The organism is Pseudonocardia wallangbongensis, from assembly GCF_054486945.1.
On sequence record NZ_JBRERS010000012.1, the window covers coordinates 58,790 to 82,469 of the forward strand.

Annotated in this window: 20 protein-coding genes; 9 read left to right on the forward strand and 11 right to left on the reverse strand. The window is 73.5% G+C overall.

All coding sequences use genetic code 11. From position 1 onward, the window contains the following. Positions 1–476 precede the first annotated feature (476 nt). The 4 genes from ACU436_RS33025 to ACU436_RS33040 form a co-directional block, all read right to left on the reverse strand. The gene (locus tag ACU436_RS33025) at positions 477–956 is read right to left on the reverse strand and encodes a redoxin family protein (protein ID WP_459030964.1); all 480 of its coding nucleotides are present in this window, start codon (positions 954–956) and stop codon (positions 477–479) included. Between the two features lie 4 nt (positions 957–960). Beyond that, on the reverse strand, positions 961–1,887 hold the full coding sequence (locus tag ACU436_RS33030) for a universal stress protein (protein WP_459030966.1): 927 nt from the start codon (positions 1,885–1,887) through the stop codon (positions 961–963). Then, positions 1,884–3,320 carry an APC family permease gene (locus ACU436_RS33035; RefSeq protein ID WP_459030967.1) on the reverse strand — a complete coding sequence of 479 codons (1,437 nt, stop codon included), beginning with the start codon at positions 3,318–3,320 and terminating at the stop codon, positions 1,884–1,886. The genes ACU436_RS33030 and ACU436_RS33035 overlap by 4 nt, the downstream gene beginning before the upstream one ends. 104 nt (positions 3,321–3,424) lie before the next feature. Further along, complete coding sequence (locus ACU436_RS33040) at positions 3,425–3,640, reverse strand: hypothetical protein (RefSeq protein ID WP_459030968.1); 216 nt, start codon at positions 3,638–3,640, stop codon at positions 3,425–3,427. Between the two features lie 261 nt (positions 3,641–3,901). Here ACU436_RS33040 and ACU436_RS33045 point away from each other — a divergent pair, with 261 nt between their 5' ends. The 7 genes from ACU436_RS33045 to ACU436_RS33075 all read left to right on the forward strand — a co-directional run bounded on the left by ACU436_RS33045 (position 3,902) and on the right by ACU436_RS33075 (position 10,353). Further along, entirely contained in the window at positions 3,902–4,642 is a 741-nt protein-coding gene (locus tag ACU436_RS33045; protein ID WP_459030970.1) for a DUF6879 family protein, read from the forward strand. 1 nt (position 4,643) lies between these two features. After that, complete coding sequence (locus tag ACU436_RS33050) at positions 4,644–5,504, forward strand: helix-turn-helix domain-containing protein (RefSeq protein ID WP_459030971.1); 861 nt, start codon at positions 4,644–4,646, stop codon at positions 5,502–5,504. A gap of 46 nt (positions 5,505–5,550) precedes the next feature. Beyond that, positions 5,551–6,345, forward strand: a complete 795-nt coding sequence (locus ACU436_RS33055; protein ID WP_459030972.1) for a class I SAM-dependent methyltransferase — start codon at positions 5,551–5,553, stop codon at positions 6,343–6,345. Further along, positions 6,342–7,292 carry a LysR substrate-binding domain-containing protein gene (locus tag ACU436_RS33060; RefSeq protein WP_459030973.1) on the forward strand — a complete coding sequence of 317 codons (951 nt, stop codon included), beginning with the start codon at positions 6,342–6,344 and terminating at the stop codon, positions 7,290–7,292. The genes ACU436_RS33055 and ACU436_RS33060 overlap by 4 nt, the downstream gene beginning before the upstream one ends. An 83-nt stretch (positions 7,293–7,375) precedes the next feature. After that, positions 7,376–8,665 (forward strand): FAD-dependent oxidoreductase, encoded by a 1,290-nt coding sequence (locus tag ACU436_RS33065; RefSeq protein WP_459030974.1) that lies wholly within the window; start codon positions 7,376–7,378, stop codon positions 8,663–8,665. 3 nt (positions 8,666–8,668) lie between these two features. Then, positions 8,669–9,943: an aconitase X gene (locus ACU436_RS33070; protein WP_459030975.1), complete on the forward strand. Its 1,275-nt coding sequence runs from the start codon at positions 8,669–8,671 to the stop codon at positions 9,941–9,943. Next, entirely contained in the window at positions 9,940–10,353 is a 414-nt protein-coding gene (locus tag ACU436_RS33075; protein WP_459030976.1) for an aconitase X swivel domain-containing protein, read from the forward strand. The genes ACU436_RS33070 and ACU436_RS33075 overlap by 4 nt, the downstream gene beginning before the upstream one ends. Before the next feature lie 308 nt (positions 10,354–10,661). On the opposite strand, the gene ACU436_RS33080 is transcribed toward ACU436_RS33075, so the two are convergent. From ACU436_RS33080 to ACU436_RS33095, 4 genes are all read right to left on the reverse strand, one after another. Next, a complete protein-coding gene (locus tag ACU436_RS33080; RefSeq protein ID WP_459030977.1) occupies positions 10,662–15,464 on the reverse strand; it encodes an NAD-glutamate dehydrogenase in 4,803 nt (1,600 codons plus the stop codon). A gap of 58 nt (positions 15,465–15,522) precedes the next feature. Next, positions 15,523–16,104, reverse strand: coding sequence for a carboxymuconolactone decarboxylase family protein (locus ACU436_RS33085; RefSeq protein WP_459030978.1), 582 nt, complete (start codon positions 16,102–16,104; stop codon positions 15,523–15,525). Then, positions 16,094–16,429: a hypothetical protein gene (locus ACU436_RS33090; protein ID WP_459030979.1), complete on the reverse strand. Its 336-nt coding sequence runs from the start codon at positions 16,427–16,429 to the stop codon at positions 16,094–16,096. Before ACU436_RS33090 ends, ACU436_RS33085 begins: the two co-directional genes overlap by 11 nt. A gap of 83 nt (positions 16,430–16,512) precedes the next feature. Continuing rightward, positions 16,513–17,223 (reverse strand): class I SAM-dependent methyltransferase, encoded by a 711-nt coding sequence (locus ACU436_RS33095; RefSeq protein WP_459030980.1) that lies wholly within the window; start codon positions 17,221–17,223, stop codon positions 16,513–16,515. A gap of 65 nt (positions 17,224–17,288) precedes the next feature. On the opposite strand from ACU436_RS33095, the gene ACU436_RS33100 reads away from it, so the two are divergent. Further along, complete coding sequence (locus tag ACU436_RS33100; protein ID WP_459030981.1) at positions 17,289–17,891, forward strand: TetR/AcrR family transcriptional regulator; 603 nt, start codon at positions 17,289–17,291, stop codon at positions 17,889–17,891. A gap of 201 nt (positions 17,892–18,092) precedes the next feature. Beyond that, complete coding sequence (locus tag ACU436_RS33105; RefSeq protein ID WP_459030982.1) at positions 18,093–18,449, forward strand: helix-turn-helix domain-containing protein; 357 nt, start codon at positions 18,093–18,095, stop codon at positions 18,447–18,449. Between the two features lie 3 nt (positions 18,450–18,452). Here the strand turns inward: ACU436_RS33105 and ACU436_RS33110 are convergent, their stop codons facing one another. From ACU436_RS33110 to ACU436_RS33120, 3 genes are read right to left on the reverse strand one after another with little or no spacing between them, the layout of a single operon-like run. Next, positions 18,453–20,069: a (2,3-dihydroxybenzoyl)adenylate synthase gene (locus ACU436_RS33110; protein ID WP_459031134.1), complete on the reverse strand. Its 1,617-nt coding sequence runs from the start codon at positions 20,067–20,069 to the stop codon at positions 18,453–18,455. After that, a complete protein-coding gene (locus ACU436_RS33115; protein WP_459030983.1) occupies positions 20,069–22,171 on the reverse strand; it encodes an acetate--CoA ligase family protein in 2,103 nt (700 codons plus the stop codon). The genes ACU436_RS33110 and ACU436_RS33115 overlap by 1 nt, the downstream gene beginning before the upstream one ends. Continuing rightward, the gene (locus ACU436_RS33120) at positions 22,168–23,652 is read right to left on the reverse strand and encodes an FAD-dependent monooxygenase (RefSeq protein WP_459030984.1); all 1,485 of its coding nucleotides are present in this window, start codon (positions 23,650–23,652) and stop codon (positions 22,168–22,170) included. The genes ACU436_RS33115 and ACU436_RS33120 overlap by 4 nt, the downstream gene beginning before the upstream one ends. Between the last annotated feature and the right edge of the window lie 28 nt (positions 23,653–23,680).

Genomic DNA, 23,680 nt, shown 5'->3' on the forward strand with positions numbered 1-23,680 from the left:
TGACGCGTTGATCGTTGCGAGGTCCCGCTCATGGCCCTCCCGGGGGCGGTCGCAAGCATGTGATCAATGGGAAGCGCTGTCCGCGGCACGCGGGTGCCCGCCTCGCAGGGCGGATGCCCAGGGGACGGTAGTGAACCCGACCCAGCCGGCCACCCGAGGCGGCGAACCGGAACCAGCCGGGGCGTACGCGCGCGACACCACGGCGAGACGGGGAATCAGGCCGCGACCGGCCGGGCACGGCGCGCCCACCGAAGCGAGAACGCCGGCTCGCTCGCGGATCCCAGGAGACCGCGCGGCCCCTTCAGCCCGCTCCGAGTGTCCCGAACCGGAAGTCCGGTGCATAAATCGGCGGACCAGGTTTCCGCCGGGTGCGCCGGCGGGGCGGCCTCGTACCGGGCGTACTCGGACGGTTCGCCGGTGCGGCCAGCGGGAAGCTGGATCCGCCGAGGTATGTGGTGGGCTTCCGGTTCGGATCGCTAGAGCTTGAGCAGCACGTTCGAGCAGGTCGAGAGGTCGATGCCCTTCTCGTCGACGTCCAGGCTGCTCAGCACGCCGTCCTCGATGATCGCGGCGTAGCGCTTCGAGCGCCGGCCGAGCCCGAAGCCGCTGCCGTCCAGCTCGAGGCCCATGGCCGCCGTGAACTCGCCGTTGCCGTCGGACAGCAGCAGGATGTCGTCGCCGACGCCGTAGGCCTTGCCCCACGCGTCCATCACGAACGGGTCGTTGACCGCGACGCACGCGATCCTGGTGACGCCCTTGGCCTTGAGCTCGTCCGCCCGCTCGACGAAGCCGGGGAGGTGGACGTTGGAGCAGCCCGGCGTGAACGCGCCCGGCACGGCGAAGAGCACGACCTTGCCGGTGCCGAGCACGTCGGCGCTCTTGACGACGGTGGGGCCGTCCGGGGTCATCGTGCGCAGCTCGGCGTCGGGGAGCCGGTCGCCAGCGGAGATCGTCATGCGTTCAACCTACGTCGTGCTCCGCGCGTTCTGCGAGCGCCTGTGCCGCACCGCGCGGCACCACGACCACCGGTACCGGTGAGTGCCGGACGATCCGCGACGAGCGCGAACCGATGAACACGCGCTCGAGGGGGCCCGCGACGCTGGAACCGACGGCGAGCAGCTCGCCGTCGCCCCACCCGATGTCCTCGATCGCGGTGGTCCAGTCGGTGCCGTGCCCCACCAGCGCCTCGATCCCGAGCGGCTGCCGAGGCAGCCGCTCCACCTCCTTCAGCACCGCGCGCTGGGCCCGCTCGACGTCCGCGGTCCACTCGCCCGCCACGGCGTCCTCGGCCCGGGAGCCGATCCCGGCGGTCAGCGGGGTGTGGGGCCGCACGGCGAACGACGCGACGCGCAGCGCGGCGGACGCCCGCGCGGCCACCCCGGCGACGGCGACCACGAGCTCGCCCGCGCCCTCGGTGGCGCCGAACGCCACCGTCACCCGGCGCACCGTGGTGTCGCTGCGGCAGCGGAACCCGCGGGGCCCGAGCACCACCGGGATCGGCGCGCTGTGCAGCAGCCGGTCCGCCACGCTGCCGAACGCGACCCGGCCGAGCACCCCCGCCGTGGACGAGCCGAGCACCAGCAGCCGGGCGCCGCGCTCCCGCGCGACCTGCAGGAGCCCCGCCGAGGTCGACCGCGCCCTGGCGGTCACGAACTCGGCGGGGCGGTCGCCGGGCACCATGCGCCGGGCCTGCTCGATGGCCTCCCGCGCGCTGCGGTCGAGGAACTCCTGGTACTCGGCGTCGATCCGGGCCATCCCGGGCGGCCACGGCGGCGGCACCACCGTGCAGACGACGAGCTCCCGGTCGAGCGAGCGGGCGAGCATCACCCCGAGCTGCACGGCCGCCGCGGCGCGCTCGTCGCGGGGCAGGCCTACGAGGACCGTCATGACACGTCCCCCGGAACGTCACCGGCGCGCAGCCGCGAATGCCGGATCCCGTAGGTGAAGTACCAGACCAGGACGATCGCCACCCAGATCCCGAACACCGCGATCGTGATCGGCCGCAGGTTGTTGATGATCCAGAGGCATCCCAGCACCGACAGGACCGGGACGACCGGGTAGCCGGGCACCCGGAACCCGCGCGGCAGGTCGGGCGCGGTGCGCCGCAGGACGATCACCCCGATGGAGACGACGAGGAACGCCACGAGGGTGCCGATGCTCGTCATCTCGGCGAGGAAGTTGATCGGCAGGAAACCGGCCAGCAGCGCGATGGCGACCGCGACGACGATCGTGTTGTTCACCGGCGTCCTGGTGCGGGCGTTCACCTGCTGGAAGAAGCCGGGCAGCAACCCGTCCCGGCCGATCGCGAACAGGATGCGGGTCTGGCCGTAGATCACCACGAGCGTGACGCTGAAGATCGAGACGATGGCCCCGGCCGCGAGCACGGTGCCCGGCCAGCTCGCCCCCACCACGTCCTCCAGGATGGCCGCGAGCCCCGCCTCCTGGCCCTCGAATCCCGCCTGCGGCTGCGCGGCGACCGCGACGAGCGCGACCGCCACGTAGACGAACGTGACGATGAGCAGCGCCAGGATGATGGCCATCGGCATCGTGCGGCGGGGGTTCTTGACCTCCTCCCCGGCCGTCGACACGGCATCGAGGCCGACGTAGGCGAAGAAGATGATGCCGGCGGCCCCGGTGACGCCCGTGACGCCGTAGGGGGCGAAGTCGGCGAGGTTGTCGCTGTTCCAGCCCGTGACGCCGATGAGGACGAACATCACCAGCACCGCGATCTTGATGATCACCATGACCGCGTTGACCGTGGCCGACTCGCTCGCCCCGCGGATGAGCAGCAGCGCGCACAGCGCGATGAGCACCACGGCCGGCAGGTTGATCAGCCCGCCGCCCTCCGGCGACTGGGACAGGAGCTCGGGGATCTGGAACCCGAACAGGTTGCCGAGCAGCTGGTTGAGGTACTGCGACCACCCGACCGCCACCGCCGCGCCCGACACGCCGTACTCGAGCAGCAGGCACGCCGCCACCGCCATGGCGACGACCTCCCCGAGCGTCGCGTACGCGTAGGAGTACGACGACCCCGACACCGGGACGGCGCTCGCCAGCTCCGCGTAACACAGCGCGGTGAGGCCCGCGACGACCCCGGCGATCACGAACGACCAGACCACGGCGGGCCCCGCGACCGGGACGGCCTCGGTCAGGATGAAGAAGATGCCCGTCCCGATCGTCGCGCCGACCCCGATCATCGTGAGCGGGAACAGCCCGATGGTGCGGGCCAGCTGCCCACCGCCGTGCCCGTCGGCACCGGTCTCCGCGGCCATCACCTCCACCGGCTTGCGCCGGAAGGCCTGCTGCAGCAACGGAGCCATCGCCATCTCCTCGGTCGCAGGGCTCCCCACGATCCAGGTCGGCGAGGCGGGAGGCGAGCCCCCGAACGGAGGTTGCGCCTGAGCGGCGGGCGTGCTCGGAACGATCACGGCGCCAACCACGCACCGGGCTTCTCCAGATCGGGCAACTCGAGGCCGCGTCGAGCGAGGTCGTGCAGCCGGCACGGCCAGAGGTGGTGGCCCGACTGGCCCCCGAGCGTGCAACGGCGGCAGCGCCCGCGCCCGTCGTCGAGGTGATCGGCGAGCAGGCGCTCCGCGGCTCCCGGCAGGGATGCGATCGCCGCTGCCAGCTCGTCGGTCATCGATCGGCGCGGGGTGGGACGCGCCCACCGCCGGATCGCCCTCGTGCGCGTGATCGCGGCCCGGAGACAAGACGGCGGAACCATCGAACCAGCAGATGCCGGCGGCGTGGGACCCGCTCCCGGACAAGCATGGCCGTCCTCCTAGTGTCGGATGACGGCGACTATGCATAGTTGAGCCGTGCATAGCAATGCGCCTTCTCAGTTGACTCACACGTTGAGGAGTGCCAGGCTCGGTCGACGAAGAGCGACGAGGGGGTCACCATGCGCATCACAGGCAGGCTTCGCGGCGAATGCGGGGACGGCAAGACCTGCCCGGCTGTCCACGAGACCGACAGCGCGGAGGACGTGCTGGTGCAAGGCCCTCGGGTCACGGATCACCCGGTGCTGGCGCAGGTGCGGCTGCCCGACCACGAAGCCCTGGTCCAGGTGCCGCGGGCGTTCTTCGGTGACCGGTTCATGGTGCCGGAGGAGTTCTCGCGCTGGTACGACGCGCACCTCACGCACGACATGCTGCGGCTGGAGACGCTCGGCTACTACGACGCGGACGCCCGGGAGTTCGACGCCTGGCAGCGGGGCGATCAGCAGCCGGACTGGGAGGCGAGGCAACCGTGGCTGGATCGCGTGCGCAGCGACAGCACCGCCGGCATCACGCGTCGTCGAGTGCGGATCGTCCGTGGCCCACTCACCGAGTACGAGCGCTACGAGTGCCAGTGGGGTTATATCCCGCTGATCGCACACGGGGAGGACATCCGCATCGTCGACCTCACCGAGACACCGTTCCCGCTGGCTCCGGTCGGCGACTTCTCGGCGTTCGACGACATCCACGTGATCCGGATGGATTACGGCCCGGCCGGCGCGTTCCGCGGGGCATGGGTGGTGGCGGAGCGGGATGCGCCCTACTACACGGCGCTGCGTGACCTGCTCTGGCATGCAGCCGAGCCGTTCCCGGACTGGTGGGCGCGCCACCCCGAGCACCACCGGAAGGGCGCATACCCTACGTGAGATGTCCCCGGACGACTCCGATCTCAGCGCGACCGAGCAGCTGACGGCGGCGCTGCGCCGACTGCGGGCCGATGCCGGGGTGTCGGGGGCCGATCTCGCCGCCCGGATCGGGACATCGCAGGCCACGATCTCGCGCTACGAGTCAGGCAGGCTGCAGCCGAGCATGCTCATCGCCGGCCGGATCGGCTGGGCATTGCGCGCGCCGAAGCAACAGCGCCAGCGGCTCGTGGAGCTGGCCAGGGCGGCCGCCGAGGAGCGGGCCGGGCTCGTGCCGAAGCGAGTGCTGCTGCAGCAGGGGGTGTCGCAGCTCCAGCGGCGGATCCGGCTGCAGGAACGCCGGGCGCGCCAGGTACAGACCTTTCACCCGTCGATCGTGCCGGGCCTGCTGCAGACCGAGGGCTACATGCGGGCGATCGTCAGCGGCCCACCCGCCACCTCGGACGCGGAGAACGAAGCCTGGATGCGGGAGCGGCTGGCTCGGCAGCTGCACATGTCACAACCCGGCCGGACAGCGGTGCAGATCGTCGCTGAAGCGGCGCTGCACTGGGGTGTGGCCGGGAGCGCGGTGATGGCGCAGCAATGCGCCCACCTCGCCGAGCTGGCCGTCAAGCGACCCGCATGGAAGGTCGGGGTCGTACCCCGGATGCCGGCCGACCCCACACCCCTCTTCGTCACCAACGGGTTCACCATCCACGACTCGACGAGCGTGCACATCGGAACGACGGCGGGGAACGCGCTGGTCACCGATCCCGAGGTGGTGGCCGACCACGTCGAGCTGTTCGACCGCATCGAGGCGATGGCCCGGTTCGGCGAGGACGCAGCGGCGATCTTCACCCGCGTCGCCGAGCTCTACCTCTCGTAGCCACCCCGACCCTCCCACTCGTCACGGAGGGTGGGAGCCTGATCACATGTCCGACCCGATCGCCGAGCTGTTCGACCGGATCGCCGACGGCTACGACGAAGAGGTGCCGTTCTACGCCACGATCGGTCGCCTGCTCGTGCAGTGGGCGGCACTGCCGCCGGGCGCGCGGGTGCTGGACATCGGGGCGGGCCGGGGCGCGATCACGCGGGCGCTGGTCGAGTCCCGCGGGCCGGACGTGTCGATCGTCGCGGGCGACATCTCGCCGAGGATGGTGGAGCGGCTGGCCGCGCTCCAGCTCCCCGGCGTGCAGACCCGGACGTTGGACGTCCGGCGGCTCGACCTGCCCGATGCCTCGTTCGACGTGGTGTTCGCCGGGTTCGTCCTCTCGGCCATCCCCGACTCCCCCACGGCCGTCTCCGAGCTGGCGAGGGTCCTGCGACCGGGCGGCGAGCTGGTGCTGTCGGCGCCCGGGCCGTGCACCGCGGACGGCTGGTGGGAGCGCTACGGGGAGATCGTCGACGACCTCGTCGGCCGCTCGGGCGGCGGCCCGGCACCCGCGCCGGAGCCGGTCCCGGCGGCCGACGCGGCGGCCGAGCTGGAGGGGATCGGGCTGCGACCGGCGGGCCACACCCACGTCGAGGTCGACCTCCCGATCGACGGTCCGGACGCGTACTGGCGGTGGCTGCAGATGCACGGCAACCAGTGGGTCCACGACGCGCTGCCCGAGCCGGACGGCGCCGAGTTCCGCCGGCGGGTGCTCGACAGCCTGCACGAGCACCACCCCGCGGCCGGCAAGCGCCTGATCGCCGGGGCCGTCTTCGAACGGCTGGTACGCCTTTGACCCCTCGGCCGCGGCACCCGGCTGCGCACCTGGCGAACCTCGACCTGAACCTGCTGGTCGCGCTGCGCGAGCTGCTGCGCGAGCGGAACGTGACGCGCGCGGCGGCGCGGATCGGTGTGTCCCAGCCGGCGGCGAGCGCCTCGCTGTCGAGGCTGCGCCGGCACTTCGACGACGAGCTGCTGATCCGGGCGCGCTCGGGCTACCGGCTCTCGCCCCTCGCGATGCAGCTGGCCGAGCAGGTCGAGACGGTGTGCGCCGCGGCCGAGCGGCTCTTCGCCACGGGCAGCAGGTTCGACCCGAGCACCTCGCGGCGGGAGTTCACGCTCCTCATGGCCGACTACACGATCGCCGTGCTCGGCAGGCACCTGTCGACGGCGATCGGCGCGCAGGCTCCGGGGGTCGACCTGCACGTGCGGCTCGTGCGGGAGGCGTTCGCGCTCGACTTCGCCGAGACGATCACCCTGATCGACGGGATGGTCTCGCCGCCCGTCGACCGGTTCGAGCTGTCGTCCGTGCACTCGGTCGAGCTGTTCACCGACCGCTGGGTCTGCATCGCCGACGCCGCCAACCCGGACGTCGGCGACGGGATCAGCGTCGAGCGGCTCGCCGAGCTGCCGTGGGTGGCGCCGTTCCAGCCCGACCGCGGCAACCCGTCGGGCGCCCCGATGAGCCGGCAGCTCTCGCTCTTCGGCATCCGTCCCGACATCCGTGTGCGCGTCGAGAGCTACCAGGCGGTGCCGTACCTGGTGGCCGGCACCGACCGCGTCGCCCTGTTGCAGGAGCGGCTCGCGAGGCAGGTCGCCGACCAGCTCGGGCTGCGGGTGCTGCCCTGCCCCGGCGACCCCGAGCCGATCGTGGAGCGCCTCTGGTGGCACGCCGACCGCGACGGCGACCCGGCGCACCAGTGGCTGCGCGAGACCGTGATCGCCGCGGCGGAGCTCGTCTGAGCTGCGCCTATCCGTTCAACTGATGGGGCGCAGACGGATTCACTATTTCCGCGCGCCCGCCGCGGGTTCCTACCGTGTGACGCATGCCGCACCCGCTCACGGACCTCCCGGTCCGCACCGTCACGCGCCCGCAGGCGAGCGCGACGCACGAGGTCACCGCCGACGTGTGCGTCGTCGGCGCCGGGATCGCCGGCCTCTCCGCGGCCGTCGAGTCGGCGCGGCTGGGCCGGTCCGTGGTGCTGGTCGACGCGCTCCCCGTGCTCGGTGGGCAGATGGTCAACTCGCTGATCGGCCTCTTCTGCGGCGTCTTCGGCAACGCCCCCGGCCACCGCCGGTTCACCCACGGCCTGTTCGACGACCTGTTCGCCGACCTCGAGGCCTCCGGCGACCTGTTCTACCGGCGCAGCCACACCACCACCGTCGGCTACGACGAGGTGCGCCTCGGCAGGTGGGTCGAGCAGACCGTCGCCGCCCACGGCATCCAGGCGATCACCGGCGCCGTGATCGCCGGCGTGACCCGCTCGGCCGACCGGGTCGACGCCGTCCGGTTCGCCACCCGCTACGGCAGCATCGACGTCACCGCCACCGGCTTCGTCGACGCGAGCGGTGACGCGGCGCTGGCCTGGGAGGCCGGCCTACCGTGCCGGCTGCCCGAACGGGAGATCTACGGCAGCCAGCAGCTCGTCGTCGAGGGCGTCGACGAGAGCCGCCGCCCCGACCCCGGCGAGCTGGCCGCGCGGATCGGCGCGAAGGCCGAGGGGTTCGGCCTGCACCGCCGGGACGGCCTCGCGTTCTTCTTCCCGGGCCGGGGCACCGCGGTGCTCAACATGACCCACATCGAGGCCCCGCTCGACCCGATCGCGGCCGCCGACGCGCAGATCCGCGGCAAGGAGCAGGCCGACCGCGCCGTCGCGCTGCTGCGCGCGGAGTACCCCGAGGTCTTCGGCGACGCGCGGGTGCGCAGCTACGGCTTCCCCGGGCGCCGCCAGACCCGGTGGGTGGCCGCGGTGCACCAGCTCACCGTCGACGAGATCCGCTCCGGCACCCGCTTCCCCGACGCGGTGGCCCGCACGGCGTGGCCGATCGAGCTGCACGACACCCGCCAGGGATACGTGTGGGAGACGTTCGGGCCCGACCACGTGCACTACGTGCCGCTGCGCGCGATGACCCCACCCGACGTGCACAACCTGCTCGTCGCGGGCCGGTGCATCGACGGCGACGCGGCAGCGCTGTCCAGCGTGCGGGTCATGGGCCCCTGCGGCGCCGAGGGCTTCGCCGCCGCGCACGTGCTCGACCTCGTCGGCAAGGACAGCGTGCACGACGTCGACCTCGGCGCCCTCGCCGAGCGCGTCGCCGAGAACGTCGAGGGCTGAGTCGTGAAGCTCACCGACGACGACAAGGCCATGCGCGACGGGGCCGAGGGTCCGGCCGTCGCGGCGGCGATGGACCTGCTGATCCGCTACGGCGAGGCACTGGACGCCGGGGAGCTCTGCGACGTGCGCAACGTCGCAGGCACCACCACCCAGCCCTCGCCGGCCAAGGCGAAGCTCGTGGCCGAGGGCGGCTGGGAGAAGGCGTTCTCGGTGATCAACCTGGACGCGGACGAGGCCCTTCCGGTCCCCGACATGAAGGTCCCCACCTGCCAGCTGCAGCAGGGCTTCGGGCCGGACTCCGTCGGCATCGCGCCCTACCCGGAGAAGTTCGTGGAGCTGCAGTCCGACGCGGAGGCCTTCTACGGCAGGCGCGGGGTGCACATCCTCGCCACCTGCACGCCCTACCAGGTGGGGAACCTGCCGACGCGGGGCGAGCACTGCGCGTGGATGGAGTCGTCCGCGGTCGTCTACGCCAACTCCGTGCTCGGGGCCCGCACGAACTGCGAGGGCGGGTCGTCGACGGGCGCCGCGAGCCTCACCGGGCGGATCCCGTGCTGGGGCAACCACCACGACGTCCACCGGCGCGGCACGCATCTCGTGCGCGCCGAGGTCCCCGTGTCCGGGTTCCGCGACTGGGGCATGTTCGGCTACTTCGTGGGCGAGCTCGTGCAGGAGGCGCGCCCGGTGGTGGTCGGCGACCTCGCCCGGCCGGACCTCACCGAGCTCAAGCACTTCGGCGCCGCCGCGGCGTCGTCGGGCGGTGTGGAGCTCTACCACGTACCCGGCGTCACGCCGGAGGCGCCGGACGTCGAGGCGGCGTTCGGCGGCGCCGTCCCCGAGGCGGTGGGCTACGGCGCGGCGGAGCGCAGGCGCGTCTACGAGACCCTCAACGACCAGGGCACCAGCACCGACGTCGACTTCGTGCTGCTGGGCTGCCCGCACGCGTCGCTGGACCAGATCCGGGCGGCCGCCCGTGCCCTGGAGGGCCGCCGCCTGCATTCCGGCACCCAGCTGTGGATCATGGCGCCGCGGGCGCTCAAGGACACGGCCGACCGCAGCGGCTACACCGCGGTCATCGAGGCGGCGGGCGGGAAGGTGCTGGCCGACTCGTGCCCCGCGATGTCGCGCTCCGCCCCGCCCGGCACGTTGGTCTTCGCCACCGACTCGGCCAAGCAGGCGCACTACCTGCCGGCGATCCTGGGCATCGAGGCCTGGTTCGGCACCCTCGACGAGTGCGTCGACGCCGCCGTCACCGGGCGTTGGAGGGGCGGGCTGTGACGGTGCCGACCGTGCTGCGTGGCCGGACCGTGGTGCCCGGCGTCGTCGAGGGCGAGGCGCTGGTCTCGCACGAGACGATCTCCGGCTGGGGCGGGATCGACCCGGCCACCGGCACGATCATCGAGCGCCGCCACGAGCTGTGCGGCGTGTGCTTCACCGGCAAGATCCTGGTGTTCCCCGGCGCGAAGGGGTCGTCGGGCTGGTCGGGCTTCTTCCAGACCACCCGGCTGCTCGGCACCGCGCCCATCGGGATGATCTTCACGGTCATGACGACGAAGGCCGCCCTGGGCGCGGTGGTCACGCGGGTGCCGGCGCTGTCGGACCTCGACCGGGACCCGACGGCGGTGATCGCGACGGGCGACCGCCTCCGGCTCGACGCGACCGCGGGGACGGTCGAGATCCTGCGCTAGTCCGTGTCCCGTGGATCTCGGGCTGTGTACTCGGCCGAACCGACGACGCAGCCTGGGGCCCGTGATCGAATAGCCATGGTGTCGACCTGACCATGACCGCCCTGCGGTGAGCGCGCCGTACCCGGCCGGCAACCCTCTGCCCCGCACACCTCGACCAGGCCCCGCGGCGCAGTCACCCGGTTCGACCCGCGGCAGAACCCGCTCACACACCAACATCCGCGCTCACACACCAACTGCAGTTGCTGTGCCGACCACCAAGTTGGTGTGCGACCGCCGTCCCGGCGCCGCGCAGCATGACGGGGGGCGGCTCAACCGCCGCTCGCCCGCACCAGCGTCCGGATCTCCCGGAGCGCGACCGAGACGGTGGCCAGGTTCGACCGGCCGCTCGCGGCGATCTCGTCGAGCAGCCGCAGGCAGCGCATCGCGGCGGTGTCGGTCGTCGCGATCCAGTCCCGCACCTGCTCCCGGCCGTCACCACCCGACCAGCCGGAGCGCACGACCTCAGCCGTGATCGCCGAGTGGACCACGTGCAGATCGTCCCGCAGCGCCGCCCGGGCGAGGGCGGGCCAGCGCTCGTCGCGTGGCAGGTCGAGGATCCGGCCGCGCAGCCAGCCGAGCCGCAGGTGGTCCTCCAGTGCGAAGTGGACCACCGCCACCTCCCGGACCGGACGCCCGGTCGAACGGGACACGCAGGTGATGTCGAGGGCCGAGATGAGGTCGGGCGCCGTCCGGACCGCCCTCGCCAGCTCCTCGGGCACGCCCGCCTCCACGTGGCCGCGGACGGTCCCCTCCAGGCTGCCCCGCCGGTCCTCGCCGACCAGCTCCGGGATCAGCGGCGTGAGCTCCCGCACCCCGGGCCCGATGTGCTCGACGGTCTCGGCGATGTCCAGCGGCTGCTCACGGTTGCGCAGCACCCACCGGGTGGCCCGCTCGGCCAGCCGGCGCAGCTCGAGGAAGAGCGAGATCTGCATGCGGGTGGCGATGACGCCGTCGAGGGCCTCGAGCCCGGCCCACAGCGCGTCCAGCCCGAAGATCTCCCGGGCGGCCGTGTGCGCGCGCACCACGTCGGGCGCCGAGAGGCCCGTCTCCTCCGTCAGTCGCGACACGAACGTCATGCCGACGCGGTCGACGACGCCGGTCGCGACGCGGGTCGCGATGATCTCCCGCCGCAGCGGGTGCTCCCGGATCTGCCGCCGGTACCGGTCGCGCAGCGCGGCGGGGAAGTACCGCTGGAGCTCCTCGCCGAGGAACGGGTCCTCCGGCACGTCGGAGACGAGCAGCTCGTCGTACAGCTCGATCCTGCTGTGGGCCAGGAGGAGCGCGAACTCCGGCAGCTGCAGCCCACCGTCGATCTCCGCCCGGTCCATGAGATCGGCCGTGCCGGGAAGCTCCCCTGCGGCCCGGTCGATCCGGCCCGAACGCTCCAGGGCGTCGAGGTAGCGGGCGTGGACGTCGCGCATCGCCGGGGCCTGCGCGGAGTCGAGGTGGACCGCCCGGGTCAGGCCGTCGCTGTCGGCCAGCACGTGGGCCGCGACGTCGTCGGTGACCGCCGCGAGCAGCTCGTCGCGCTGCTTGCCCGTGAGGTCGCCGGCGCGCACCACGCCGTCGAGCAGGATCTTGATGTTGACCTCGCGGTCGGAGCAGTTCACGCCGGCCGATCCGTCGACGACGTCGGCGTTGATCTGGCCGCCGAGCAGCGCGTACTCGGTGCGGCCACGCGCGGTGAACCCCCGCTTCCCACCCTCGCCGACCACGCGGCACCGCAGCCCGGCGGCGTCGACCCGGACGCTGACGTTGCGCTTGTCGCCGACATCGGCGTCCGGTTCGGCCGACGCCTTGACGTACGTGCCGGCGCCGCCGTTCCACAGCAGGTCGACCGGGGCTTCGAGGATCGCCCGGACGAGCTCGTCCGGGGAGACCACGTCGGCGTCGACGCCGAGGGCCCGCCGCATCGCGTCGGAGAGCTGCACCTCCTTCTCCGACCTGGAGAACACCCCGCCCCCGGGGGAGATGACCGCGCGGTCGTAGTCCGCCCAGGTCGACCCGGCCGCCCGGAACAGCCGGGCGCGTTCGTCGTGGCTGCGCGCCGGGTCGGGGTCCGGGTCGACGAAGACGTGCCGGTCGTCGAACGCGGCGACCAGCCTGATGCGCCGCGACAGCAACATGCCGTTGCCGAGGACGTCCCCTGCCACGTCCCCGATCCCGACGGCGGTGACGTCCTCGTTCTGCACGTCGATGCCGAGCGCCCGGAAGTGCCGGCACACCGAGACCCACGCGCCGCGGGCGGTGATCCCCATCGCCTTGTGGTCGTAGCCGGAGGAACCGCCGGAGACGAACGCGTCGCCGAGCCAGAAGCCGCACTCGTGGGAGATCGCGTTGGCGGCACCGGCGAACGTCTCGTCGGCCGCGACGACGAGGTACGGGTCGTCTCCGTCGTGCCGGACGACGCGTGCCGGCGGCACGACCCGGCCGTCGACCACGGTGTCGGTGACGTCGAGCAGCCCACGGACGAACGTGCGGTAGCACTCCACGACGTCGGCCTGCCGGCGCACGACGAACGCACCCGCCGCGCCGACGGGCACCGCGACCGCGTTCCCGACGGTCTGCGCCTCGACCAGACCGAGGATCTCCGCGCGGAAGTCCTCGGGCCGGTCCGACCAGCGCAGCGCACCCCTGGCGATGGGACCGCCGCGCAGGTACACACCCTCCACCCGCGGCGAGTAGACGAAGGTCTCGAACGCCGGCCTCGGCAGCGGCAGGTCCGGGACGGCCTTCGGATCGAGCTTGATGGCGAGCGAGGTGGCGCCGTCGGTGAAGAAGTTGGTGCGCAGCGTCGCCGTCACCAGGTGCAGGAGGCTGCGCAGGACGCGGTCCTCGTTCAACCGCGCCACCAGGTCGATGCGCCGCTCGATCTCGGCGACGGTCTGTTTTGCGGCGAGACCGCGATCCTCGCGCGCGTCGTGGTCGGGATCGAACCGGATGGCGAACAGCTCGACGAGCAGCCCCGCGATCCGGGGGTTGTCCGCGAGCGTCCTGGCCATGACGTCCCGGCTGAACGGCGTCCCGGCCTGCCGCAGGTACCGGACGTACGCCCGGAGGACGGTCACATCCGGCGCGCGCAGGCCGGCGCGCAGCACGAGCCGGTTGAACCGGTCGTTCTCGACCTCGCCGCGCCACACCGCGGAGAGGGTCTGCTCGAAGCGGTCTCGCACGGCGGCGACGTCCAACTCCCCCGCGTCCTCGTACCGCAACCCGAGGTCGTAGATCCACACCGGCTCGGCGCCCGCCGGCCTGATCTCGTACGGCCGCTCGTCGACGACCCGCGTACCCGTGTTCTCCAGCAGCGGCACGACGTCGGAGAGCATCAGCGGCTCGCCGTGCCGGTAGAGCTTCAGGCGGGGAACCGGCTCGATGCTGTCGAGCACGGAGTACAGGTGCATCGCGAGGCCGTCCGGCGGGTCGCCGGCGAGCAGGGACTCGAGCCGTCGGATGTCGCCGACCGCCGTCCGCGGCGTGTGGTCGTCCTGGTAGCCGGAGGGCAGCGCGCTCGCGTAGCGACCGAACAGCAGCAACCCCCGTTCCTCGCCGAGCTCCTCGACGAGCGCGTCGGCGAGGTCGTCGGTCCACGTGCGCAGCGCCGCGCCGAGCCGGGCCTCGATCGCGGAGGCGTCCAGGTCGGGAACCGTGCCGGGCTCCACGTGGACCACGTAGTGCAGGCGCGCCACCGCGGCGTCCGTGACGAGCGTCGACTCCTCCGCGTGCACGCCGTGGAACGTGCTCATCAAGGTGTCGCGGATGCACACCCGCGCCGCCTCGTCGAGCCGCCCGAGCGGCAGGTCGACGAAGCAGGAGAAGAACCTCCCGAACCCGTCCCGACGCACCCGCAACCGCAGCCGCTGCCGGTGCTGCAGCTCCAGGATCGCGATGGCGTCGCCGTACAGCTCGTCCGCCGTGGACTGCAGGATCTCGTCCCTCGGGTAGCCGTCGAGGATGTCGACGAGCACCTGCGCCTCGTAGGTGTGCCCGGGGTCGGCGGCGCGGTCGAGCACCGCCCGCAGCTTCCGCCGCACGATCGGGACGTCCGCGAGCGGGGCCTTCGCCACGCTCCTCGGGTAGAGCCCGAGGAAACGGCGCTCGCCGACCGCCCTCCCGTTCCCGTCGAACCGTTTGACCCCGACGTAGTCGAGGTGGCTGCCGCGCTGGACCGTCGCACGCGAGTTGGCCTTCGTGATGTTGAGCAGGACCGGTTCCTGCAGCTTCCGCCGCACGTCGGGCGGCAGCGTCGAGACCGGGTGGGCCGCGGCGTTGCGCCTGCCGGTGCGCAGGATGCCGAGACCCGACCCGTCGACCGCCCGCAACACCTCCTCGCCGGTCCCGCCGACCAGCTCGTACTCGCGGTACCCGAGGAACGTGAAGTGGTCGTCGGCGAGCCAGCGCAGGAACTCCGCCGCCTCCACCCGGTCGCCCGGATCGACGACCTGCGCCTCCCCCGGGAGGGCCTGCGCGATCTCGACCGCCCGCTCGCGCATCGCGGTCCGGTCCTCGTGCACCGCGCGTACGTCACCGAGGACGCGGTGCAGGTCCCGCCGGAGCCGGTCGAGCACGGCGGGGTCGGCCTGGCGGTCGATCTCGATGTGGTGGAACGACTCGCGGACGGTCTCGCCGCTCGCCCGCTCGTTCTCGCCGAGCACCGCGAGCAGCTCGCCACCCGCGCCACGCGCGACCTCGAAGACCGGGTGCAGCGCCAGGTGCACGCCGAACCCGTGCCGGGCGAGCTCGGTCTCGAGCGAGTCCGGGATGAACGGCATGTCGTCGGCAACGACCTGCACGACGGTGTGCGGGCACGCGAAGCCGTCCTCGTCGAACGTCGGCGAGCACACCGCCACCGCCGGCTCGCCGGGCCGGCGGCGACGCGCCAGCCGCAGGTGCGCGAGCGCCGCGCCGAACAGGTCGGGGACGGCGCGGGCGGCGAGGTCCTCGCCTGCGACCCGCTCGTAGTAACGGTCGACGAGCGGGAGGTACAGCCCGGCGTCCCCGCCCATCCGCCTCGACGCGTACTGCCGCACGCGTTCGATGACCTCGGACCGATCGTCGTGCGGGGTGGCACGCATGTCTCGCTCCTCCCGGCTCGCCTCGCCGAGAAGGCTCCACCTTCGAGGCCGCGCTCGGCTACCGGTAACCCCGCTTGAGCAGGTACCTGGCTCCTGCGTCGAAGCCCTCGCTGCTGAGCAGTTCGAACCCGAGGGCGTCGGCGAGCCGGTTGGTGGTGTTGAAGGCGGCGCAGACCGCCAGCGCGTCCCGGACCTGCTGGGGTGAGACACCGGCGGCCAGCACCTCCCGCATCTCCTCGGCACCCACCGTTCCCGCCCGGGTGAGGGTGCCGAGCATCCGCAGCGTCGCGCGCAGCGGCTCCGCGACGGGCGCCGACTCCAGGTCGGCCAGCACCGCCGCGACCCGGGGCCCGTCCCCGTACGCCTGCGTCGCGGTCGCGGTGTGGGCGCCGACGCAGAACGCGGACCCGTTCACCGTGGACACGTACGCCGCCATCAGCTCCCGATCGCCCACCGACCAGGCGGACGGCCCGCGCATCGCCTCGTGCGTGAGCTCCTTCGCCCGGGCGCCGTAGAAGTCGGGCCGGTAGAAGGTGACCTTGGCGGCGTCCGGGACCGGGTGCCCGGAGAACAGCCGGATGATCGCGAACAGCAGCTTCGTCCCGAGGCCGTAGCCGCGGTCGAGGACGTCAAGACGCATGGTCCGGCCTCCACTCGGCGGTCGCCTCCGCCAGGGCCGCCAGGCCGGCGTCGTACAGCCGGGTGGACGCGCCGACCGCGGCGCACACCACCAGCTCGAAGAGCTGGTCCTCGGTGCAGCCCGCCGCCTGCGCCGCAGCCAGGTCCGCCCCGGTGACCTGCGCGGGGTTCTCGACGACCTGGCCGATCAGCGCGTCCAACGGCGGTGGGAGACCGTCGTCGGCGAAGGCCCGGGCCCGCAGCTCCGCGGACACCTCGCCCTCCCCGTGCAGCACGCGATCCACCAGGTCCTGGTGCGCTGCTCGCTTCCTGTCCTCGTCCGGCACGGCGCTCGTCCGCCTCCCTCGTCCGCGGCTGGGCTGTCTGCCCTCGTGGAGAAGACGATCGGCAGGCCGCCGGATGCGACACGCTAGCGCTTGACGGCCCGCAACAGCGTGACGCCGAACCAGGGGCCGCCGTACCAGTACTCCGGACCGAGTGGGCGCAGCGCGCCATGGCCGATGTGCGCGGCGTATTTCCTGGCCATGGCCGAGATGTCGGCGACGAGCAGCTGCCCGCCCGGGCGCAGCACCCGCATGGCCTCGTCGACCGCGCGGTACCGCGCCGCGAGCGACGGGATGTTGTGGATCGCCAGCGCGCTCGTCACGACGTCGAACGAGTCGTCCGCGAACGGCAAGGCGGTCATGTCAGCGGTGCGGACCTCCACCCGGTCGGCGACCCCGGCCGCGGCGGCGTTCACGAGCGTGGCCTCGGGACCGTTGCCGCTCTGGTCCCTGGACCACAGGTCCACGCCGACCGCATGTCCCGACGGAAGCCGCTTGGCCGCCGCGATCAGCACGGCGCCGCGGCCGCAGCCCAGATCGAGCAGCTGCTCGTCCCCCTCCAGGCGGGCCCGGTCCAGCTCCCGCTCCCAGACCCGCAGCTTGCCGCGCAGCGTGGTGTGCAGGTACACGGCCGTGCTCGCCACCAGCGCCGCTCCCGCGGCCCCGAGCGGGATCCGGCCCCGCCGCCATCGGACGGCGGCCAGGGAGCCGGCCACCCCGGCGGCACCGAGGACCACCGGGACCGGTGGCGCGTCGACCCCGTACCGGGGCCGACTGAGCACTCTGTTCTCTGACATGATGTCAGTGTTAGTCAAACTTTGACAGCTTGTCAATTTTATTGCCGGCAGGTAGGTTCTCCTCGATGGCTGACACGCTCGACGGCGCCCCGCCGACCCGTCGCCGCCGGTCCGACGCCCGGCGCAGCATCGACGCCATCCTCAACGCGGCCCGCACCCTGCTCGGCGAGCGACCCGACACGAGCATGGAAGACATCGCCACCGCGGCCGGCGTCAGCCGCCAGACCGTCTACGCCCACTTCCCCTCACGCGACGGCCTGGTCGCCGCCCTCGTCGAAGCCGCGAGGACGGAAGGCCTCGCCGCCATCGACGCCGCCGGCCTCGACACCGCGCCGCCCACCGACGCGCTGAGCCAGTTCCTCCACATCAGCTGGCAACTGCTCCGCCGCTACCCCCTGCTGCTCGACCCCGCGGTCAACCGGATCCCACGACTCGACGGCAGCGACCCGCACCTCGCCGTCACCGACGTCCTCGAGCGGCTCATCCGGCGGGGCCAGCGCGCAGGCGAGTTCGACCGCGCGCTCTCCGCGAGCTGGCTGGCCGCCGCCATCCTCGAACTGGGCCACACCGCCGCCGAGCAGGTCGTCGCAGGCCGCCTCACCACCGGCGAGGCGACGGCCGTACTCCTGGAGAGCTCCCTGCGACTCTGCGGCGGGGTCGCTCGCTAGCGCGGTGACCGCATACGTTCGCCGGGTTCGGCCGGAGCGCAGCGAGCGGCACTTTGCCTGCCAGGTGCGTACCCGGGTTTCGCGCGGATCGGCGCCTGGTGATCGATCTGAGACGCCCTGAACTGCCCTCACGCGGACGCAAACCGTGGTCTCGCAACGATCAAGATCGCATGATCGGTCCGAACCGCGGTGGATCGCCCTGTGCCGCTGTGGTCGGCGCAACCGGCCACCGACGTGCTCCGCAAGGTCGTCGACGCGATCCACAACGACCCCGGCGGCCGCCACAGCATCGCCGACCTGGCGTCCGTGGCCGGGCTCTCCACACGCCACCTGCAGCGGCGGTTCACGAAGGAGATCGGCGTCCCTCCCGCCGCCTACGTCGAACGGGCCCGCATCGAGGCGGCGCAGCGCGCTCTCACCGAACGCGACGACCCGGTCGGGGCCATCGCGCGCCGCTACGGGTTCGGCACGGCCGAGACGCTCCGCCGCGCGTTCCACCGCCTCGTCGGCATCGCTCCCTCCGACTACCGGGACCGGTTCCGCACGGCGTACACGTAGACGTCAGCGCACGACCCCGCGGCGCGCCGCCACGTCCGCCCGCAACGCCTTCTTGTCGATCTTCCCGACCTTCGTGGTGGGCAGCTCGCCGACCAGCTCCAGGTGCTCGGGGAGCTTGAACCGGGCGACGCCGGCGGCGTCCATCGCGCCCCGCACCTCGTCGAGCGTGACCGTCGCGCCGGCGCGCGGCACGACGTACACGCAGACCCGCTCCCCCAGCACGGCGTCGGGCATCGCGACCGCAGCGACCTGGCTCACGGCCGGGAGCCGGTAGACGAGGTTCTCGACCTCCTCTGCGGAGATCTTCTCCCCACCACGGTTGATCATGTCCTTGTCCCGGCCCTCGACGAGGAGGTTGCCCTCCGGGGTGCGGCGGCAGATGTCGCCGGAGCGGTACCAGCCGTCCGCGGTGAACGCGCGGGTGTTCTGCTCGTCGGCGCGGAAGTAGCCGCGCGGGGTGTACGGGCCGCGGGTGAGCAGCGACCCCGGCTCGCCGTCGGGCACGTCCTCGTCGAGCTCGTCGACCAGCCGCACCTCGTCGTCGGGGGACAGGGGCCGGCCCTGCGTGGTACAGATGATCTCCTCGGGGTCGTCGAGGCGCGTGTAGTTGAGCAGACCCTCGGCCATGCCGAACACCTGCTGCAAGGTGGCGCCGAGCACCGGGCGCACCCGGCGGGCCAGCTCGTCGGCGAGCCGCGCTCCGCCCACCTGCAGCACCCGCAACGACGCGAGTGGGCCGTGCTCGGCGGCGTGCTCCAGCCAGCGCCCGGCCACCGCCGGCACCACCGCGGTGTGCGTGACGCCCTCGGCCGCGATCGTCGCGAACGCCCGCACCGGCTCGGGCGAAGGCAGCATCACGACGCGGCCGCCGGAGAGCAGCGTGCCGAGGATGCCGGGGCAGGCCAGCGGGAAGTTGTGCCCGGCCGGCAGGCTCACGAGGTACACCGTGCCGGCGTCCAGCCCGCACAGCCGCGCGCTGGCCAGCGCGTTGTAGGCGTAGTCGTCGTGGGTGCGGGCGATCAGCTTCGGCAGCCCGGTGGTGCCGCCGGACAGCAGGAAGACCGCGACGTCCCGGCTGTCCGGGTGCGGGCCCGGCCACGCGGGGCCGGGCGCGCCCAACGCGCGCAGGTCGTGGTGGCCGTCGGCGACGTCGTCGCCCGCCACGAGCACGTGCCGCAGCGACGGCACCTCGGCGACGAGCTCCGCGGCGAGCGCCTGGTGGTCGAAGTCGCGCAGCCGGTCCGGCACCGCGATCGCGGCCGCCTCCGCGTGCCCGGCGAGGTACCCGAGCTCCGCACGGCGGTGCGCCGGCAGGGCCATGATCGGCACGATCCCGGTGCGCAGGCAGGCCAGCGCGAGGACCACGAACTCCCAAGTGTTCGGCAGCTGCACCACGATCCGGTCGCCCGGCGCCAGGCCCAGGCCGATGAGGCGGGCAGCCATCGCGTCGGCGCGGCCGGCCAGCTCGGCGTGGGTGAGCCGCAGGTCGCCGTCGACCAGCGCGATCGCATCCGTCCGCGCGACCAGCAGCTCACCGAGCGCCCGGCCCTGCCAGTGGCCGGCCGCGACGTACCGCCGCGCGAACTCCTCCGGCCAGGGGACGACACCTTCGCGGACCATCACGTGGCCTCCGTATCGGCGGTGATCACGGCATCGAGCGCGACGAGACCGGCCGCGGTGACGCGCAGCGGGTTGACCTCGACGTCCTGCAGGTGCGGGTGCGCGTGCAGCAGCGCCCCGAGCGCGGCGACGAAGCGGCCGAGCGCGGCGCGGTCGAGCACGGGTCCGCCGCGCCGGCCGTCCAGGAGGGCGCGCCCGGCCAGCTCGTCGACCATGCCGGCCGCGGCCTCCGGGGTGACCGGCGCGACGCGGACCGCGACGTCGGCGAGCACCTCGGCCATGGTGCCGCCCAGCCCGACGAGCACGACGGGCCCGAACACCGGGTCCCGGCGGGCGCCCACGACGAGGTCCACCCCCGGCGGCGCCATCGCCTCGACGAGCACCCGCCCGGACCCGATCGCAGCCCCGATCGCGTCGAGCGCCTCGTCGAGCTCGGCGGGCGTGCGCACCCCGAGCCGCACGCCCCCGACCTCGGTCTTGTGCAGCACGGCCGCGTCGAGCACCTTGACGGCGACGGGCCCGCCCAGCGAGGCGAGCGCCCGATGCGCAGCGAGGCGGTCCGCGCAGACGCGCCGAGGAGGGACGTCGACGCCGAAGGCGGCCACGACGCCCTTGGCGAGGTCCTCGTCCCACGGCCCGCCCCCGACCCGTACCGCAGCATGGTGGCTTTGCTCCGGTTGAACCGGAGTATGGCCACCATGCTGCGGTCCGGCCGGGGAGCGGGTGACCGCGTCGGAGAGCAGGGCCGTCACCGCCGTCGCCACGCCCGTTCCGTCGGGCATCGCTGGGACGCCCCGGGCCAGCAGTGCCTCGCGGGCCGCCCTCGCCTCCCGGCCCGCGCCGCCCACGGCGACGACCAGCGGCACCTCCGGCCGGGCCTCGTCCACCGCCGCCGCGAGGTCGAGCGCGTCCGGTTCGTGCAGCGCGTAGCCGGCCACGACGTCCACGCCGGGGTCGGCGGCCACCGCCCGCAGCACACCCGCGAAGGCGGGGCCGGGTCGACCGGTGTCGACCGGGTTGCGCTGGTAGGTCAGCGGCGGGAGCAGCTCTCCCACGGCGGCCCGCGTCGCGGGCGTGAGCTCGGGGACGTCGATGCCGCGGCCGCGCAGGTCGTCGAGCAGCAGCAGGCCGGGCCCGGCCTGCGCCGTCAGCACCCCGACCCCGGACGCGCCCGCGGGCAGCCGCACGAGCGAGAGCGCCGCGACGGCGTCGACCAGCTCGCGCTCCGAGCCGGCGAGCACGGCGCCGGCCTGGCGCAGCGCGGCCCGGGTGGTGCGCCACGAGGTGGCGAGGGCCCCGGTGTGCGACCGCGCGAACGCGCCCACGTCGTGCCGGCCGACGACGAGCGCGACCACCGGTTTGCGGGCGGCCAGCCGGGCCACGGCGGCGAGCAGCCGCGGGCCGTCGGCCACCGACTCGACGTGCAGCGCCACCGCCGCGGTCGCGGGGTCGGCGGCGAGGTGGTCGAGCACGTCGGGCGCGTCGACGTCGACGGCGTTGCCGAGCCCGACCGCGAGGCTCACCCCGTGACCCGCCTCCGCCAGCAGGAACGCCAGCGCGTGGTTGACCCCGCCACTGGCCGCGACCACCGCGACCCGCCCCGCGGGCACGTCCGCGGCCCCCGGCACGAAGCTCGGCGTGAGCCCGCCCGCCGGTGCGAGGAAGCCGGAGGTGTTGGGGCCCAGCACCCGGATGCCCGTCTCGGCTGCGACGCGGGCGAGCGCGACCTGGTGCCGCTCCCCCTCCGGCCCCGCCTCGGCGAACCCGCCGCCGCACACGACGGCGGCGCGCGCTCCGCCCGCCGCCGCTTCCCGGAGCGCGACCGCGGAGACGGCGGCCGGCACGCACAGCACGGCGAGGTCGATCGGCCCGTGCCCGGCCGCCGCGGCGACGGACGGCGCCATCGCGGGATCCCGCGGGTTGACCAGCGCGAGGGCCCCGGGGAATCCGGCCAGGGACCGAGCCATGACGGCGCCGAGCTTGGAGGGGTCCCGAGAGGCCCCCACGACAGCGATGCCACGTGGCGAGAAGAGGCGCGTGATGGCTCCACGCTGCTCTTCCGACGGCCCCTCAACAGCAGCATGGCGCCACGACGTCCTCATCGGGGGGCCACCCCGTCCGCTCGGCCCGAGAGGACCATCGTCAGCGGGTCTGCCGTGTCGTCCACCAGTACCGCTGCTCGGCGGTGCACCAGGCGGATCTCCTCGCAGAGCAGGGTGCGGGTGAACGGCGCCCCTCCGTGGACGGCCACCAGCTCCGCTCCGCCGGCCACGACCTCGCGCACCCGGGCCAGGGCCGCCGGCAGGCCGGCCTCATCGGCCGGGGCCTGCACCCGCGCGGCGTCGGCCGGGACCTCGGTGAGCAGCCGGGCGCGGAGCCTCGTGCCGCCCGCCGCGAGCGGCGTGTCGAGCGGCTCGGCGCCGTACCGCTGCACCCACGCGCGGTGGGTGTCGGCGACGAACCGGGGGTCGCGGCGGGCGAGTCGCGCGTCGGTGATGCTGCGGGACAGGAAGTGGTAGGCGAACTGCCAGGGCTCGAACGCGTCGTGGTAGTGCCCGAAGTGCTCCCACCAGGACAGGGACGGGCGCGCGGAGCCCTGGATCGCGTCGACCGACGGCCGGGCCGCGGCCTCGTACGCGGTGAACGCGGCCGGCAGGTCGCCGGGGTGCGCGGTGAGCGCCTCCGCGAGCGCGACGGCGTCCTCCATCGCCATCTTGGTGCCCGAACCGACGGAGAAGTGCGCGGTGTGCGCCGCGTCGCCGAGCAGGGCCACCGGGCGGGGGTCGACCGTGGTCCAGCGGGCGGTGCGGCGGGTGCGGAAGTTGCCCCACCGCGAGTTGTTCACCAGCAGCTCGTGGCCTTCGATCTGCTCGGCGAACAGCTCTTCCAGGTACGCGCGGGACTTCTCGTCGCTGGGTCCCGGCGGCCGGGTCACGTCGAACTCGTCGAGGCCCGCCGCGCGCCAGGACGCCTCGTCGGTCTCCACGATGAACGTCGACGCCTTTGATCCGATCGGGTAGCCGTGCACCGCGAACACGCCGTGGGGCCCGCGCTCGTGGACGAACGTGAGGCCGTCGAACAGGTAGTCGGTGCCGAACCAGATGAACTTGGCCGTGGCGGTGTCGACGGTGGAGCCGAAGGCCGGTTCGAGCGCCGTGCGGATCTGGGACCCCGTGCCGTCGGCGGCGACGACGAGGTCGTACCCGTCGAGGTCGGCGAGGGCGACCTCGGTGGAGAACCGCAGGTCGGCGCCGAGCCCGCGGGCGCGCTCCTGCAGCAGCCCGAGCAGCGTGCGCCGCACGATCGCGGTCATGCCGTTGCCGCCGCAGCGGATCCGCTCCCCCTTGAGCCGCACCTCGATGGCGTCCCAGCGCCTGCCGTGCTCGTCCAGGGCCTCGCGCAGCACCGGGTCGGCCTCGAAGATCCCGGCGAGGGTGCGGTCGGAGAACACAACGCCGAACCCGAAGGTGTCGTCGGCCCGGTTGCGCTCGAACACGGTGACCTCGACGGACGGATCGAGCTTCCGGATCAACGCGGCGAGGAACAGCCCGCCCGGCCCCCCACCCGTGACGGCGACGCGCATCGGACCTCCGATCGTTCGTACCCCGCCG

Bases quoted from the DNA above. Each gene is read 5' to 3' on its own strand.
- ACU436_RS33025 (WP_459030964.1), bottom strand. From the start codon at position 956: ATGACGATCTCCGCTGGCGACCGGCTCCCCGACGCCGAGCTGCGCACG.
- ACU436_RS33030 (WP_459030966.1), bottom strand. From the start codon at position 1,887: ATGACGGTCCTCGTAGGCCTGCCCCGCGACGAGCGCGCCGCGGCGGCC.
- ACU436_RS33035 (WP_459030967.1), bottom strand. From the start codon at position 3,320: ATGGCTCCGTTGCTGCAGCAGGCCTTCCGGCGCAAGCCGGTGGAGGTG.
- ACU436_RS33040 (WP_459030968.1), bottom strand. From the start codon at position 3,640: ATGACCGACGAGCTGGCAGCGGCGATCGCATCCCTGCCGGGAGCCGCG.
- ACU436_RS33045 (WP_459030970.1), top strand. From the start codon at position 3,902: ATGCGCATCACAGGCAGGCTTCGCGGCGAATGCGGGGACGGCAAGACC.
- ACU436_RS33050 (WP_459030971.1), top strand. From the start codon at position 4,644: ATGTCCCCGGACGACTCCGATCTCAGCGCGACCGAGCAGCTGACGGCG.
- ACU436_RS33055 (WP_459030972.1), top strand. From the start codon at position 5,551: ATGTCCGACCCGATCGCCGAGCTGTTCGACCGGATCGCCGACGGCTAC.
- ACU436_RS33065 (WP_459030974.1), top strand. From the start codon at position 7,376: ATGCCGCACCCGCTCACGGACCTCCCGGTCCGCACCGTCACGCGCCCG.
- ACU436_RS33080 (WP_459030977.1), bottom strand. From the start codon at position 15,464: ATGCGTGCCACCCCGCACGACGATCGGTCCGAGGTCATCGAACGCGTG.
- ACU436_RS33085 (WP_459030978.1), bottom strand. From the start codon at position 16,104: ATGCGTCTTGACGTCCTCGACCGCGGCTACGGCCTCGGGACGAAGCTG.
- ACU436_RS33095 (WP_459030980.1), bottom strand. From the start codon at position 17,223: ATGTCAGAGAACAGAGTGCTCAGTCGGCCCCGGTACGGGGTCGACGCG.
- ACU436_RS33100 (WP_459030981.1), top strand. From the start codon at position 17,289: ATGGCTGACACGCTCGACGGCGCCCCGCCGACCCGTCGCCGCCGGTCC.
- ACU436_RS33110 (WP_459031134.1), bottom strand. From the start codon at position 20,069: ATGGTCCGCGAAGGTGTCGTCCCCTGGCCGGAGGAGTTCGCGCGGCGG.
- ACU436_RS33115 (WP_459030983.1), bottom strand. From the start codon at position 22,171: ATGAGGACGTCGTGGCGCCATGCTGCTGTTGAGGGGCCGTCGGAAGAG.
- ACU436_RS33120 (WP_459030984.1), bottom strand. From the start codon at position 23,652: ATGCGCGTCGCCGTCACGGGTGGGGGGCCGGGCGGGCTGTTCCTCGCC.